The sequence below is a fragment of the Pedobacter sp. G11 genome (assembly GCF_003860265.1).
GTDB classification, from domain to species: domain Bacteria; phylum Bacteroidota; class Bacteroidia; order Sphingobacteriales; family Sphingobacteriaceae; genus Pedobacter; species Pedobacter agri.
In genome coordinates this window covers 1,699,640-1,715,141 of the sequence record NZ_CP034190.1, presented here as the reverse complement: position 1 = coordinate 1,715,141, position 15,502 = coordinate 1,699,640, and the positions used below count along the sequence as shown (strand labels likewise).

Sequence of the window (15,502 nt, the reverse complement as noted above, 5' to 3'; positions counted from 1 at the left end):
AATAATATAATAAGCCGATTTCTCAGCGCAGCATAACAATTTGAAAATAAGCATTGCTGCACTGTTTGCCCATTTGGTAAGTTTAGCGTGAGAGCGATTAACTAAGAATTAAGAAAAATAAATTTATGAAAGCAGTTATTATGGCTGGTGGGTTAGGAACCCGAATCAGCGAAGAAAGTGGCATTAGGCCAAAGCCTATGGTTGAGATTGGTGGTAAACCAATTCTGTGGCACATTATGAAAATCTACTCATGCCACGGAATTAATGATTTTGTTGTTTGCTGTGGTTATAAGGGACATGTAATCAAAGAATATTTTGCCAATTATTGTTTAAACAATTCTGATGTAACTTTCAATATGAAAGCAAATTCCATGGAAATTCATAAGAATGAAACCGAGCCTTGGAACGTTACACTGGTAAATACTGGTCATAACTCCATGACGGGGGGAAGATTAAAAAGAGTAGAAAAGTATCTTGATAATGAAACATTTTGTATGACATACGGTGATGGTTTAAGCGATGTGGACATTACAAAATCCATTGCCGCTCACCAGGCAAGCGGAAAACATGCAACCTTAACTGCCGTTCAGCAACCAGGCCGATTTGGTGTTTTTAATCTTGGTGAAGGCGAAAATACAGTACATTCATTTCAAGAAAAACCTGATGGCTCTGAAATGCCCTGGATAAATGGTGGTTTTTTTATTCTCGAGCCTGAAGTATTCAATTATATCGAAGATGATAATTCGGTATGGGAGAAAGAAGCAATGGAAAATCTGGCTAAAGATGGTCAATTGAACGCATATAAACATACGGGCTTTTGGCAACCAATGGATACCCTAAGAGATAAGACCTATTTAGAAGATCTTTGGCAACAGGGAAATGCGCCGTGGCATTGGGAATCGTTGATGCACAATATCGCAATTAACAAAATTATCTTTTAATCGCTCTTAATAAATCACATTCGTTGATGAAAATACTAATCACAGGAAACATGGGCTACATAGGCCCGGAAGTTACCGCAAATCTTCGTAGAAACCATCCCCAAGCTACACTGATTGGCTATGACATGGGTTATTTTGCTTCTTCACTCACACACAGTCCATTTCTTCCGGAAAACCAACTCAATCAGCAAATATTTGGAGATGTAAGATTTTTTGACCCGGAAGTTCTTAATGGTGTAGATAAAGTGATTTATCTGGCCGCTATTTCGAATGATGCTATGGGCAATCGTTATGAGCAGGTAACCTATGATATCAATTATAAAGCTGCGATCAATATTGCACAATTGGCAAAAAAAGCAGGAGCAAAGTCTTTTGTATTTGCTTCAAGCTGCAGCATGTATGGAAAAGCCGATGGTGAAGCAAAAACCGAACAATCTCGGCTCAATCCACTAACGGCTTATGCTAAATCAAAAGTTTACGCCGAACGCGACCTTGAAGAGCTTGCCAACGAATACTTTACTATAACCTGTTTGAGATTTGCCACTGCATGTGGTATGAGTACCCGCCTTCGCCTCGATCTAGTTTTAAATGATTTTGTGGCCGGCGCAGTAAGTAGTGGAAAAATTAAAATACTAAGTGATGGAAGCCCTTGGAGGCCTTTAATTCATATCAAAGATATGGCAAGAGCAATCAATTGGGCTATTTCCAGGAAAGCATCAGCCGACAACCAGTTTTTGGCCATTAATGCTGGAAGTAGTCGTTGGAATTATCAAGTAATTGACTTAGCAAAAGCAGTATCGTTAGCTATTCCAGGTGTAAAAATTGATCTCAATGAAAATGCTACTCCTGATGAACGATCTTACAAGGTAGACTTTTCATTATTCGAATCGCTTGCTCCAGATGCTCAGCCAGTTTGCAATCTTAACGACACTATAAAAGAACTTTACAATGGCTTGATTGGGATGGAATTTGACAACATTAACTTCCATAATTCTCCATTCATGCGATTGAGGATTCTCAATGCCCTGCAGGAAAAAAATCTCCTCAATGAAGACTTAGAATGGACCTTTAAGTTCGCTCAGGTTGAAGAAACTGAATCAATTAATTAATAGTAATCTCATAATGAACTTTACCGAAACTAAATTAAAAGGAGCCTATATTATCGATATAAGCCCGATGCAGGATGATAGAGGCTTTTTTTCAAGATCATATTGTAGCGACGAATTCAAAGCATTCAACCTTAATACCAATGCAGTACAAACTAACATCAGCTACAACATTAAGAAGGGTACGCTGAGGGGATTGCATATGCAAAAAGCACCCTTCGAAGAAACAAAATTAGTAAGATGTACGCGTGGCGCTATCTATGATGTAATTGTTGATATGCGTGAAAACTCTGAAACTTATAAACAATGGATTGGAGTTGATCTTACTGCCGACAACTATCGAATGCTCTATGTACCTGAAGGGTTTGCACATGGCTTTATAACTTTGGAAGATCATACTGATGTGACTTATCAAGTAACTCAGTTTTATACACCGGGATTCGAGCAGTGTTTTCGTTGGGATGACTCGGCTTTTGACATTCATTGGCCAATTGAACCGCAAGTGATATCGGCCAAAGACCAATCCCACGCACTGATGAGTGAAGGTATAAATGAAACCAAAAATGGATAATCAAATCTAAATAACTCAATATGATCATTGTTGATAATGCCCTGGCAAAGCTAGCGGCTCAAAATAAATCCATTAAAGTTGGCTTAGTAGGAGCTGGCTTCATGGGTAAGGGTATAGCGTTGCAAATATGCAAATATGTACCAGGCATGGAATTAGTTGCCATAGCAAACCGTAACCTGGATAAGGCAAAGTTTGCATACAATCAAGCAGGAATTGAAGAAAGCCAAGAGGTAGTATCTACAGCGCAACTGGATAAAAATATCCTGAACGGATTATACAGTGTAACTACAGACCCTACCTTACTTTGTAAAGCAGCTGGAATAGATGCAATAATTGAGGTTACCGGAGCCGTTGAATATGCTGCAAAAGTAGCCATGTGCGCTATAGAAAATAAAAAACATATTATTTTAATGGACGCTGAATTGGATGGCACAGTTGGCCCAATTTTAAAAGTATATGCAGACAAGGCAGGAGTCATTGTAACAAATGCAGATGGAGATCAACCAGGAGTGATGATGAATTTATTTCGATTTGTTAAAACCCTTGGTGTTAAACCAGTATTAATCGGAAACATAAAGGGATTACACGATCCATATCGTAACCCTGAAACCCAAAAAGGCTTTGCCGAAAAATGGGGTCAAAATCCAGTAATGGTAACTTCTTTTGCAGATGGAAGTAAGATTTCATTTGAACAGGCAATTGTAGCTAATGGTACAGGTATGCGTGTTGCTAAACGAGGCATGATTGGGCCCACCGTACCTTCCGGAACACCTCTTAAAGATGTTTTAGAAAAATATCCTCTTGAAGAACTTACAAATGGCCCAGGTGTTGTTGATTACATTGTTGGTGCTGAGCCTTCTCCAGGAGTTTTCGTTCTGGGAACGCATGACGATCCTATTCAGCAGCATTATCTGAACCTCTACAAACTGGGAGAAGGTCCGCTCTATCTCTTTTACACTCCGTACCATCTTTGCCATTTTGAAGTTCCGCAAACTGTAGCGAGAGCAGTACTGTTTAACGATGCAGCATTAACGCCATTAGATAAACCATACGTGGAAGTGGTAGCAACAGCCAAAATTGATTTAAAAGCGGGCGAGATATTAGACGGCATTGGTGAATTTATGACATATGGCCTCTGTGAGAATGCCGATATTACCCAGATGGAAAATTTACTGCCAATAGGAATTGCAGAAAACTGTATCCTAAAACGCAATATAACCAAAGACCAGGTATTAACGTACGATGATGTTATTCTTCCAGAAGGTCGATTGATTGATCAGTTGCGAAAAGAACAAGTGGAGTTTTTTAATATTGCCGCAAAAATGAGTGCAATACAGACAGACGTAGTTGTGAATTCAATCTAATTTTTAAAAACAGGTATAATAGTGATGGATAAGCTGAAGACGAGTAACGAACGCAGCTTATCCTTATTAAAGCACATTATTTCAATTAACACGACCATAGATTTAGAAAAATCGGTGTTGATAGATAGCCAAATAACGGGGGTGTGAATAAAGTAATACTAAAAGGCTTACAGCAGTAACAAGAATTGTTCTGGAAAATGTAATTACTGCAAACCGAGTATTATTAGTTAAAATTGAGACAAAATTAATAGACAAATTCCGAATCTAATTACATCATAGCTGATACTCCTTTATGACGAAAGCCTACTTAATAATGGCCCACAAAAACCCAAGACAGCTGTTCAGATTAGTCACAAGATTAAACGATGGATCATCACACTTTTTTATTCACATCGATAGTAAAGCTGACCTAAGCACTTTTGAAGAACTCAACAACCTTGATAACTTAACTTATCTACAGCGCTACAATGCTCGTTGGGGTAGATATGGAATTGTAATGCCACTTTTAGCCGGATTAAAAAAAACCCAAACACATGATTTTGTATTTGATAGAATTATTGTGCTGAGCGGACAAGATTATCCCATCAAAAGTAATAAGACGATTAATAAAGTATTATCTGAATCACCAAGTTCGATATATATTGATTTTACCCCTCTTCCAGACTTTGAACGGTGGCCAGGAGCAGATCGCGGAGGACTTTATAGAATAGATAAATACTATTTCGGTGATAGGTGGCACGAGAGAATATCATCAAGAGCACTCAATTTAATGGCCAGCTATGTTAAAGTTTTTAGAAGAAAAAAGCCATTGCAAATGATTGGCTACGCCGGTTCAGCCTGGATGGTTTTGGATATGGAGGCCGCAAAATATATTTTAAACTTTCATGAAAACCACCCGGAGTATTTAAAATTTCACAAAGATACTTTTGTTGCCGATGAAGTATTTATACATATGATTATTGGCAATTCAAAAAATGAAACACTTCATTCCAGGATAAGCAATGCTAACCAGCATTTTATGATTTGGGAAACACCTGAAAGTGCTCATCCGAAACTATTCAGCATTGCCGATTTTGAAAAAATAGCAGTCTCAAAACATTTATTTGCCAGAAAATTTGATGATACGATTGATAGTTTAATTCTTGACAAAATTGATAGTGATCTTTTAAGAAAGTCATCTATTGATCCTGAGATATGGTTATTGTAAATCAGTTTAAAAGCAATTTCTGCAATTGACAGTACATATCAACTTAGTCCAATAGCTTAAATCAGAATGGTTTTAAAAATCCACTAAGGCAATATAGGCTTTTCAAACCTAAACAATTACTCTAGTGGATTTAAAGCATACATCATATAAAAAAGCCTATGAAACTTTTTTAAGTGAAATTTCAACCCTTCTGTTTTTTTGTCTTCCAGATTCCGTTTTATTGGACGCTATTGGTACTGTACTCCCAAAGGGCGTGGTAACAATACGATCAGATTTAACACCTTTACTTACTAGATAATCTTTAACACTTAAAGCACGTTTGTCAGAAAGCACCCAGTTGTATTTATAGGCACCAATGCCGTCAGCATGTCCTCTCAAAGAAACAACATAGTTTTCACTCTTTACCGCACTTGCTAAATCATCAAGCTTTTTGAAATAGGCAGATCTTACTGCAGGCTTATCAAAATCATATTCCAGATTTCTAGTTAATTCGGCTAATGTTTTAGCGTCATATTTGTTTTTGTTTTTAGCTTTGCTAATGTCTCCATCTGCATTAACGCTGACAAATAAAAACAGCATAATCAGAGTACCAAAGAATTTCTTTTTCATAATAATTGAATTTATTGTAGATAAATCTAACTATTTGATAATGATAAAGTTTCATTTAGCACTAACAGTTGTGATGTTGTAAACCTAATAACAAAATGTGTAAACAATATCGAATATTTCTACTATTCTTTAACAGTATTGTTATATTGAATAAGATTTGTAAAACCACTCAATTCCGTTATAGCACCATAAATTTCATTATTTGTGATAATACAGCGATCGGGCCTACCACCCAGATCACTTATGGCTAAGATCTTCCTATCTGCAACATTCCGATTATTGTTTCCCTTTACAAATAACTTGTTAATTGTAGTATTATCTGTCCGAATAATAAATCCGAAGTCCATTCCAGTTCCATTAGCTGTACCCGCTCCATATTCAATACGATTATCAGAAGTCCAGACCATTTGTTTAGCTTCTCCTGATTTGTATTTTGTATAACTAAAAAATGCGAATCGGTCAATAGCGGTCTTCTTATCGAAGATAAACTGGTTAAAGGAGATTCGGATTTCGTAATATAGGGCTCCGGATTCTAGGGAAATGGCCTTTGAAATAATATCATGAAATTTATTGTTGTCAATAGAAACCTTGCCTTGGTAATCACCAAAAATATGAATACCTTTCTCACAATTTTCAATTAAATTTTTATCCACGTTAGCGGCGGCTAAGTTTATTTTAGGCGCATCAAAGGTGAAATTTAAGATGATTCCTGTAGCCAAAGGATTATTGCGTAAAACATTATTCGAAACTTCAACACCATAATTTCCTCTGACTTCGATGGCATAAACTCTGCTATCCGTAACTTCATTATTCTTAACCACAGTAGTGACTCCAACAGCAGAAATTCCAATTCCTTCAAGTGCCTGAGCAACATCTATTCCTGTGCCGGCCAATTGGTTTCCATCAATGATCGTTCCTACGGTATTGCCCCAGTCTTCAATTCCCATTCTTCCAGCTTCTGAAATTAAATTATTCGTAATTTGAGCACCTAGAATTTCGTCTTCACTATTATTACCATTACCGGTTATTGCATTTGAATAAGAATGATTAATGATGTTTTGTTCCACAATGGTAGAATCTGCACCATTTTCCGCATATTTAATACCCAAAGAATAGATATTGTTTTTTCGGATAATGTTTCGTTTTGACTGACCACCACTTACCCAGACAGCTTCCATTCCAATAACGGAATATGGTAATTTAAAATTAAAGAAACAATTCTCTACCACAACATCTTTACTATTTAAGATAAATATGCATGCGTTGTTCCACTTACTGAATTTAAAATCAAGACTTTCACTTTTGAACTGCACATTTTTGATCAGAACATGATCACTTGATGAAGCAGAGAAAAAGCGGCCATTATAAAGAAGCGTATTCCGCATGGCCCGGCTGGCAATAATAATGGTGCCTTCCTGACCAATAAGCTGTACTCTTGAAGGTAATATGATGGTTTCGGAAATCAGATAAATGCCTGCCTTCAGATAAATCACTGCTGAATCATTGACTAATTTCTGTAGCCCTTTTGTATCATCGCCTAGACCATCGCCATTGAGACCATAAGACTGAAATCTATCCTCTAGCGTGTTAGAACCTATTTTTAAGGTCTCTTGAGGATGCAATTCTGGTTTTGTGCAATTGAATAGGCACAAGCCGAACCAAAAAATTATAAAAATCCGGGACATATTTTTATTAACTTTATGAACAATTTGTTTAAGCGCAAATTGAGAAATGGAACGATATATTTTTGCGTGGGAAAACTAACTCAGTAAAAAGAACGTATACCATTATACATGTCCCGTCATTTAATTTGTTAAATCCCTAGATTAAAGTTACGACTTTTTTCTAAGTATTTGATTTTAAACAAATTATTAATTAAAAATTTAGTAAAATGACAGGAAAAATTTTCGGAGTTAGTAATATCTTATTTAGGATATTACTATTATTTGTGACCTTATACTTGAGTTCATGCGCAAGCTCAAAAAAAACAGTTTATTTTATTGATCAACAGGATGCAGTGCTAAAAGCAAGCAATCTGTCATCAAAAAACTTAGTACAACCAAATGATATTCTCAGCATTGCTGTAACCAGTCTTAACCCTGCTGCTACAGAGGTTTTTAACAAACCAAACAATTCCTTTGTAAGTACTTCAGGCGTAAACGGAGCAACACTTCAATCTCCTGGATATTTAGTAAATAATGATGGGAATATCCAGTTTCCAATTTTAGGCCAGATGAAAATCAGTGGCCTCTCTACAAATGAGATTCGCGAAAAAATTACAAAGGAATTAGTAGATAAAAAACTACTTGTAGATCCTATCGTAATAGTCCGCCAACTAAACTTCAAAGTATCTGTTTTAGGAGAAGTAGCCAGACCATCTGTAGTGAATGTTCCAAATGAAAAAATTTCGCTTCTTGAAGCCCTTGGGCAAGCTGGAGACATTACCATTTATGGAAGGAAAGATAATGTAATGATAGTAAGAGAAGAAGATGGTATCAAAAAAATTAAAAGAATAAATCTTAATTCTAGCGAAATTTTTAGCTCTGACTATTATTATCTTAAATCAAATGATATTGTTTATGTGGAAGCGAACAAAGCAAAAGTTTCCAGTTCTACCCGCAGCTCTACTCTTATCCCTATTTTATTAAGTGCTCTATCATTTGGAGCAATTATTATTGATCGTATAGCAAGATAATTATGAACATTATTAGAAAAACAGATGAAACTTCAGGCAATAAAGATGCTGGAGGGCATTTCATATTTAGGTTACTTCCGTACTGGCCCTTGTTTTTATTATTGCTGGTGGTGTCGTTAGCAAGCGCCTGGGTATATCTTCAAGTCACACCACAACTGTTCAGTGCTGAAGCGAAAATTCTCATTAATGAAAGAAAGGGCGCAGAAGAAACTAGTATTCAAGATCCAATGTCATCAACCCTTTCTAAAAAGAAAAGTGTTGACAATGAAAGGGAAGTAATCGTATCTAGCCCAATCATTAATCAGGTGGTGGCCGATTTATCGCTATATGCCAGCGTATACCAAAATAGTTTTCTTGCAAGTAGAATAATGTACGAAGATGCTCCGGTAAAAATAGCAGCGCTTGATCCCAAAGGAATTAAACCGACCAAATCAAAAATTGAATTTACTTACTCCCATTCAGGGATCCTGATAGATCATAAAACATATGCCTTCGATAAGTGGCATCAGCTGCCATATGGAACTTTAATGTTTCGTAAAAATATTAATGCCAGACCATCTGATCAATCCAAGTTTGCTTTTACACTGACCTCGCCATCTAAAGTTGCATCTAAAATAGCTGGCGGACTAAAAGTGGCAGAGGCCAACAAACTTTCTACAATTTTGGTGGTATCAATTTTAGATGAAAACCCTAAACGTGCCGAGGATATTTTGAATGGGGTATTGTTGGTTTACAACAAACACGCCATTGATCAATACAATCTTCTTGCGGCGAACACGCAAAATTTTATCAATAGTCGGTTAATGACCGTTGAAAAGGAATTGCTTGATATTGAAAATAAATTGCAAAAATATAAATCCAATAACGGAGCAATCGATGTAGGTACACAAGGTAAGTTATACTTGGAAAATGTAAGTATAAACGATCAAAAAATTGGCGAAATCAACATGCAATTATCTGTACTCGATCAGGTAGAAAATTATGTCCGTTCGAGAGATCTCACTGGTGGAATTGTTCCTTCAACGGCAGGTATAAATGATCCGGGACTTACTCAAATGGTCAAGGACATCTACGAGCTACAGTTAAATGCGGAAAGTTTAAGAAAAACAACAGGCGAAAATAATCCTGCAATGGTAGCGTATAATGATCAAATTAATAAAATTAAACCTCAAATCCTACAAAACCTCCGTAATCAGCGGAATAGTCTTTCTGCCAGCAGAAATAATCTTTCAGGTACCACAAGCACGTATTCTTCAGCCTTACAATCCATGCCGGAAACGGAGCGCAATTTAGTAGATATCCAAAGGCAACAACAGATTAAAAGTGGCATTTATACTTTTCTGCTTCAGAAAAAAGAAGAAACAGCACTATCCTATATCGCCAATGGCTCTGACAGCCAAATTGTTAGCCAGGCAGAATCATCACAGTTTCCGGTAAGCCCGAAGAGAAAAATGATCTACCTTGCAGCCATCTTTGGGGCGGGTATATTAGGAATTGCTTTTGTGACTGCAAAAGACAAAATGAGACGAAATGTGATGTTCCAGCATGAAATACAATCATTAACAAAACTACCGGTTATTGCAGAGATTAGTACCAATTCATCTGCAAAGCAAATTGTTATTGGCAGTAACCAACGCACTTTAATTGCTGAACAGTTCAGGAGCCTTAGAACTACCTTGCACTATATTGGTATGGGCAAGCAAAACAAAAGATTAATGATTACGTCTGCTATTTCAGGGGAAGGTAAAAGCTTTGTAGCATCTAACTTAGCTGTATCCTTGGCCATGACAGGCAAAAGAGTTGCCTTATTGGATTTCGACTTGAATAACCCATCACTTCACCATAAATTTGGCGTTAAACAGCGTACTGGAATTTCAGAATATTTACAAGGTAAGGCATCAATGGAAGATATTTTCAGCAATTCAATTGTCAATGAAAATCTTTCCCTTTTTCTTACAGGAAAACTACCGGTTGACCCTGCAGAATTGATTTTAAATGGGAAGGTAGAAGAACTGTTCTCAAACCTGGCGGAGCAGTTTGATTATCTTATTATTGATGTTCCTCCTATTGGCCCTGTTTCTGATGCGTACTCTATTGCCCCAATGTGTGATGCCACCCTTTTTGTGATACGTCATGCATATACACCAAAAGTCTTCATTGAACGTATTGACGATAATATTAAATTAAATAACCTGCCAAATCCAGCAATTGTATTTAATGCAGTATCTCAACGTGGTTACGGTAAAAACAACTATGGTTATGGCTATGGAACGGGAATGGTTTATGGCGGAAGTTATGATCAGAAATTAATAGAATAACGATTAAATGAACAAGAAAATACTAAAGTGGAATTTCATCTTTCAGTATGGTTACGTAATAACGAATATCATCAATGCATTCATTTTATTGCCACTATATCTACATAAAATAGATAGTGGAACCCTTGGACTTTGGCTGGCTACTGGCAACATACTGGCATGGATGACGCTTGCCGATCCGGGTGTAGGTGATGTTCTCCAGCAAAAAATAGCCCAGCTTTACGGGCAAAACATGCATGGAGAAGTAAATAAGACTATTGGATCAGGCATATTAACTTCTTCCGCTATTTTTGCACTTTCCATAATTGCAGGTATTGTATTTTACTTGTTAATTGGCACGATCATAAATAAAGATGTATCGAAATATGACGGTTTACAAGTAGCATTAATGGTATCAATAATTGCTACAGGCTTATCATTACTGTCTTTCAGCCTTTCGGGGATTAACCAAGGACTTCAAAACCCTGTTCACGTTGCAATCGCATCAATCTCCGGCAACATTGTTTTCCTGGCTACAAATATCCTATTTTTATTCCTGGGCTATGGTGTGATTTCAATAGCGATTGCAAACATGCTGAGGGCACTATATATCAACATCTATAATTACACAGCTTTAAAAATTATATTAAACAAGCTTCAGCTTTTTATAGACTTTGACGTTAGCCATCTCAAAAAATTTGTAAAGATATTTTCATTTACATCAATTTCACGCATTATAGGCGGATTTTCTGCCTCTTTAGATATGATTGTGCTGGCTCGGTTTGTTGCGCCAACAATGATAACGCTTTTTGAAATCAATAAAAGGCCAATACAAATGTCGCAAACGTTAATTGGAAGACATTCGGTTGCCCTCATGCCCCTTATCTCGCATGCTAAAGGTAAAGGAGACGATACACAAATAAAATCATTGATCAGCACCCAGTTTAAATATTATTATTATGCTGCAATATTTATCGGATTGGTATTCTGCATCAATTATCATACGCTAATTACCTTATGGACAGGACACGACAAGTACATCGGAGATAAAATTATCTTTTTATTAATCGGAAATTTTTTCTTTGCCCAAATCGGTTATTTTATGGCCAACATGGGTTACGCCTTAGGAGACATTAAGATGAATAGCTATATTAATATTTGTAAAGGCATAATTTCTGGCATCCTATTCTATTTCGCTGGTAAATTTTATGGCATTATTGGTTTAATAGCCGTAATGCTTATGGTAAGTATAATGGTTGATTTTACCTTCTTTTCTTATCGGCTAAACAAACTCGGATATTTGAGCAAGCATTTGATTGCGAAGATTTTAAAAAATTGGGCTGTAATTATTCCGGTTTCCATAGTAGCCGGGTGGTTAATTAATGAATTAACCATGCTCTTCATTCCGGCAGAAATGAAGTTGATCAGCCTGTTGGTTAATGGCCTTGGTTTTACATTTTTTTATCTGGCATTAGTGCTCATCAAAGATTCAGAAATGCGTGAACAATTATGGAACCTATTTCCAATAAGAATAACTAAAAAAGTTTCAAGAGAGAAAATTACAATTAAAACTTAAGAGAATGGCAAAATTTGTAGTCATGTTACGGGTAAAGGACGGCATGTTTTTCGCAGAAGAATGGCTGGCATGCTTTGAAAAAATCGCGGATGAAATTGTGGTATTGGACAACGGTTCAACTGATGGTACATATGAGAAGTTAAAATCCCATCCTAAAGTTGTAGATATCATTCAAACAGAAGGATACAATGAAGGACGTGATAAAAACCTTTTATATCAAAGGGTAAGGTTAAGAAAACCTGATTGGTGCCTTTGGATCGATATTGATGAAATATTCGAACCCGAACTTACCAGGGCACATTTTGATGAGTTGATGAACAGTAAAGTCTTCACAAAATTCGCGTTCCGTCGCTTTCATTTCATGGATCGTGAGCATTTTGCAGGATCATTATATCGTCTAAATTATTCGGCAGGGCATGATAGGATTATGTGGCGTGAAAACCCTAGCGGGTATTTTCAAAATCTTATTATCGATTCACCAAATGTGAAAGGAATTAAAGGGCTAAAATACAATACTAATTTCAGGCTAAAGCATCTTGGCTATATTAACAAAGAGCTGGTAGATAAAAAAGCAGATATTTACAGGCAAATTATTCCCGAAAAAGAAGATATCTTTCAAAGCATGTACTTAAAAGGCGAAAGGCCTATCAAGTGGATTGACGAGAGACACCATGTAAAAACGGTTATGCTTAATCAGGTACTTAATATGCTTCAAATGACCCATATCATTCCTAAAGTAATTCGAAAGATAAAAAGTGCATTTTAATGGGTTACGTAATAAGGATATTTAACTATGAATTTGAAGTAAAAGAACTTTTTTTGCTGTTTTTTTCTTTTTTTCTGATGGAAAATATTTTTTCGTGGTTGGTTTTACCTAATTCAGTAATCATTTTGCTGTACGAAAAAATAATGAGTTTACTAATTTATGCGCTTCTTTTGGTCAGTTTTCATAAACTCAGAAAAAGTGAGCAAATCTATTTGGGCGTCATAAGCTTTTTCGTTGTTAGATTAGTATTTGAATCTTTGCTCGATTATGGCACTATATTTCAACAATTAACGCTATATACGATATTGTTCCCTGCAATATTCATTGTGTTTGTACGGGCTTTATGCCGTTCATACGACCTTGATATACTTGAATTCCTGGCAAAATTCTATCTGGCGGTTTACGTGATTTTCATGATCATTTACGGACGTGGTTTTTCTTTTAGCTTAAATAGTGTAGAAATGGATGATTACGGCCCATTTTCCGGTGATAGCCGCATTATTCATGCCCGTAGTATCTTTATGATGATTTTGCCATTATTGTGGTTCTTGAACAGATATTTAAAAGAAAGAGCTACAAGCGCACTTTTATGGTTTCTTTTTTGCGTCATTGTCATCGTTATTCACCAGCATAGATCTGTTTGGGCAAGCAGTCTTTTCTCGCTTGGAATTTATTTTTTTATTGTGGTAAGAAATCGAATTATCTCTTTATCAAAAACCCTGAAAATATTTTTCTCTGCAGCTTTAGCAATTCTGTTGCTAGCTTTTGTGGTATCCCAATTGTTTCCGGATATGTTAACGTTCTTTGGTGAAAGATTTAGTGAAATACTGGATCCTACCCGGGAAGATGGAACCGGGAAATTCAGGGCAGATCAAAGAAGGGTGTATTTCCCAATGGTTTTAGAACGTCCATTTTTTGGATGGACATTCGAAGGCTTTGAAATGAAAAATCCTTTAGTAGACTGGTGGCCAGAGAAAACGGGACAACACTTTCATGAAGGTTTTATGGAGATGTTATTCTACCATGGTTTTTTAGGTTTAATCTTAAAGTACTTTTATCTACTTTACTTGGGGTTTAAAGCGTTCTTTCGCAACCTTGATGAAAAGTCGGGGATCTTAATTGCTTTTACGCTTGCTGGTTTAATTTTCTCATTCAGCTATGTGCTACCATTAATTTTTTGGGGAGTTGTTGGCATTTGCCTGTACTATCTTGAAAGAACGGAACTTTCTTTACAAACAAAAAATGCTCAAAATATTCAAATTAATATAACACCAAAACCAGATCAAAAAACAATCGAATTAATTAATCATAATTAAAGAAAAATATGAATTTTATATGTACTTGGATTTGTGTCGATGCCATTGGAGAAGAAAGCATCTATCCCCAAACAGGCGAAAAATCATCCGGTTTAAAACATCAAAATATTTACTGGCGTTGTATACTCCTGTTTTTTGCTACAAGCAAACGATTTAACAAAACTCAAAAACATATTCTTTTTAGCAATACTCATGTTTTTCCTGTAATAGATGGAAAAGAAATCAGGGCGTCATTGCAGGAGCTAGGTGTTGAAATCATTTATACCGAATTTAACTATAAAACGCCTAAGGGATATTTTAATATGTTTCAAAACCAGTTTTTTGAGTTTTCCATACTTGAATACATTACCAAAAACAATATTAACCCTAATGATCAGTATTTAATATTAGATTCAGATTGCGTTTTTTCAAAAAATATTGATGAGCTTTTTGAAATTGCATCCCCAAATGGCTTTATTTCTTTTGAAGACGATTGCAGCACTGATCTGGTTATTCATGGTTTGAGCAGGAAAGACATGAAAGAACTTTACCAGGAACTATCAGATAAAAAAGTCGACGAAATCCCGGGTTATCACTACGGCGAATTTTTTCTGGCCAATGTTAAAAACATCAATACCATATTTAATGATTTTAAGGCTTTATGGCCGGAACTGCTACGAAGACATGAGGCTGGATTACCAAAGTTTAATGAGGAAGCACAAACACTAAGCTACATTTACTATAAAAATAACTTTATGGCCAGCCCACGTAAAGACCTTCTGAAACGATTCTGGACCAATCCAGTATTTTATCGGAATGTGGGAGAGCAGGACACGGGAGTTGCCATTTGGCATCTCCCATCTGAAAAAACATTCGGATTGGCTGATTTGTACAAGTTGCTGATTTTAAACCAAAATAATTATGGTTTAAGTCTCTCTGAGGCACAATTTACCACCATGTTAAGGAGCACATTAGGTATCCCCAAACTCACTATTTCAAAATTTACTAAATATTATGCGGTAAGTTATTATAGGGCTGCAAAGAAAAAATTAAAAAAAATGATCTGCGCCTGATT

Annotated in this window: 13 protein-coding genes; 11 read left to right on the top strand and 2 right to left on the bottom strand. The window is 36.2% G+C overall.

All coding sequences use genetic code 11. The annotated features are described in order from the left end of the window. Window positions 1-125: 125 nt before the first annotated feature. The 5 genes from rfbF (at window position 126) to EA772_RS07495 (ending at window position 5,189) form a co-directional block, all read left to right on the top strand. Window positions 126-941 (top strand): glucose-1-phosphate cytidylyltransferase, encoded by an 816-nt coding sequence (gene rfbF, locus EA772_RS07515; RefSeq protein ID WP_124912239.1) that lies wholly within the window; start codon window positions 126-128, stop codon window positions 939-941. A 26-nt stretch (window positions 942-967) separates the two neighbouring features. Beyond that, a complete protein-coding gene (locus EA772_RS07510; protein WP_124912237.1) occupies window positions 968-2,050 on the top strand; it encodes an NAD(P)-dependent oxidoreductase in 1,083 nt (360 codons plus the stop codon). A 13-nt stretch (window positions 2,051-2,063) separates the two neighbouring features. Further along, window positions 2,064-2,618 carry a dTDP-4-dehydrorhamnose 3,5-epimerase gene (gene rfbC, locus EA772_RS07505; RefSeq protein ID WP_010599389.1) on the top strand — a complete coding sequence of 185 codons (555 nt, stop codon included), beginning with the start codon at window positions 2,064-2,066 and terminating at the stop codon, window positions 2,616-2,618. 20 nt (window positions 2,619-2,638) lie between these two features. Further along, window positions 2,639-3,982 (top strand): NAD(P)H-dependent oxidoreductase, encoded by a 1,344-nt coding sequence (locus tag EA772_RS07500; protein WP_124912235.1) that lies wholly within the window; start codon window positions 2,639-2,641, stop codon window positions 3,980-3,982. A gap of 313 nt (window positions 3,983-4,295) precedes the next feature. Next, entirely contained in the window at window positions 4,296-5,189 is an 894-nt protein-coding gene (locus EA772_RS07495) for a beta-1,6-N-acetylglucosaminyltransferase (RefSeq protein ID WP_168187497.1), read from the top strand. A 156-nt stretch (window positions 5,190-5,345) separates the two neighbouring features. On the opposite strand, the gene EA772_RS07490 is transcribed toward EA772_RS07495, so the two are convergent. Continuing rightward, complete coding sequence (locus tag EA772_RS07490) at window positions 5,346-5,798, bottom strand: OmpA family protein (protein ID WP_010599386.1); 453 nt, start codon at window positions 5,796-5,798, stop codon at window positions 5,346-5,348. Window positions 5,799-5,920: 122 nt separating this feature from the next. Then, entirely contained in the window at window positions 5,921-7,420 is a 1,500-nt protein-coding gene (locus EA772_RS07485; RefSeq protein WP_168187496.1) for a right-handed parallel beta-helix repeat-containing protein, read from the bottom strand. Between the two features lie 269 nt (window positions 7,421-7,689). On the opposite strand from EA772_RS07485, the gene EA772_RS07480 reads away from it, so the two are divergent. From EA772_RS07480 to EA772_RS07455, 6 genes are all read left to right on the top strand, one after another. Continuing rightward, complete coding sequence (locus EA772_RS07480) at window positions 7,690-8,493, top strand: polysaccharide biosynthesis/export family protein (protein WP_124912229.1); 804 nt, start codon at window positions 7,690-7,692, stop codon at window positions 8,491-8,493. Between the two features lie 2 nt (window positions 8,494-8,495). Next, a complete protein-coding gene (locus EA772_RS07475; protein ID WP_124912227.1) occupies window positions 8,496-10,811 on the top strand; it encodes a tyrosine-protein kinase in 2,316 nt (771 codons plus the stop codon). Between the two features lie 7 nt (window positions 10,812-10,818). After that, on the top strand, window positions 10,819-12,366 hold the full coding sequence (locus tag EA772_RS07470; RefSeq protein ID WP_124912225.1) for a lipopolysaccharide biosynthesis protein: 1,548 nt from the start codon (window positions 10,819-10,821) through the stop codon (window positions 12,364-12,366). 4 nt (window positions 12,367-12,370) lie between these two features. Then, on the top strand, window positions 12,371-13,132 hold the full coding sequence (locus EA772_RS07465) for a glycosyltransferase family 2 protein (RefSeq protein WP_124912223.1): 762 nt from the start codon (window positions 12,371-12,373) through the stop codon (window positions 13,130-13,132). A gap of 143 nt (window positions 13,133-13,275) precedes the next feature. Continuing rightward, window positions 13,276-14,448, top strand: a complete 1,173-nt coding sequence (locus EA772_RS07460; protein ID WP_246834067.1) for an O-antigen ligase — start codon at window positions 13,276-13,278, stop codon at window positions 14,446-14,448. Window positions 14,449-14,456: 8 nt separating this feature from the next. Further along, on the top strand, window positions 14,457-15,500 hold the full coding sequence (locus tag EA772_RS07455) for a hypothetical protein (RefSeq protein WP_124912221.1): 1,044 nt from the start codon (window positions 14,457-14,459) through the stop codon (window positions 15,498-15,500). The last annotated feature ends 2 nt before the right edge of the window (window positions 15,501-15,502 follow it).

Coding starts and splice junctions, on each gene's coding strand:
- rfbF (WP_124912239.1), top strand. CDS start 126: ATGAAAGCAGTTATTATGGCTGGTGGGTTAGGAACCCGAATCAGCGAA.
- EA772_RS07510 (WP_124912237.1), top strand. CDS start 968: ATGAAAATACTAATCACAGGAAACATGGGCTACATAGGCCCGGAAGTT.
- rfbC (WP_010599389.1), top strand. CDS start 2,064: ATGAACTTTACCGAAACTAAATTAAAAGGAGCCTATATTATCGATATA.
- EA772_RS07500 (WP_124912235.1), top strand. CDS start 2,639: ATGATCATTGTTGATAATGCCCTGGCAAAGCTAGCGGCTCAAAATAAA.
- EA772_RS07495 (WP_168187497.1), top strand. CDS start 4,296: ATGGCCCACAAAAACCCAAGACAGCTGTTCAGATTAGTCACAAGATTA.
- EA772_RS07490 (WP_010599386.1), bottom strand. CDS start 5,798: ATGAAAAAGAAATTCTTTGGTACTCTGATTATGCTGTTTTTATTTGTC.
- EA772_RS07480 (WP_124912229.1), top strand. CDS start 7,690: ATGACAGGAAAAATTTTCGGAGTTAGTAATATCTTATTTAGGATATTA.
- EA772_RS07475 (WP_124912227.1), top strand. CDS start 8,496: ATGAACATTATTAGAAAAACAGATGAAACTTCAGGCAATAAAGATGCT.
- EA772_RS07470 (WP_124912225.1), top strand. CDS start 10,819: ATGAACAAGAAAATACTAAAGTGGAATTTCATCTTTCAGTATGGTTAC.
- EA772_RS07465 (WP_124912223.1), top strand. CDS start 12,371: ATGGCAAAATTTGTAGTCATGTTACGGGTAAAGGACGGCATGTTTTTC.
- EA772_RS07460 (WP_246834067.1), top strand. CDS start 13,276: ATGAGTTTACTAATTTATGCGCTTCTTTTGGTCAGTTTTCATAAACTC.
- EA772_RS07455 (WP_124912221.1), top strand. CDS start 14,457: ATGAATTTTATATGTACTTGGATTTGTGTCGATGCCATTGGAGAAGAA.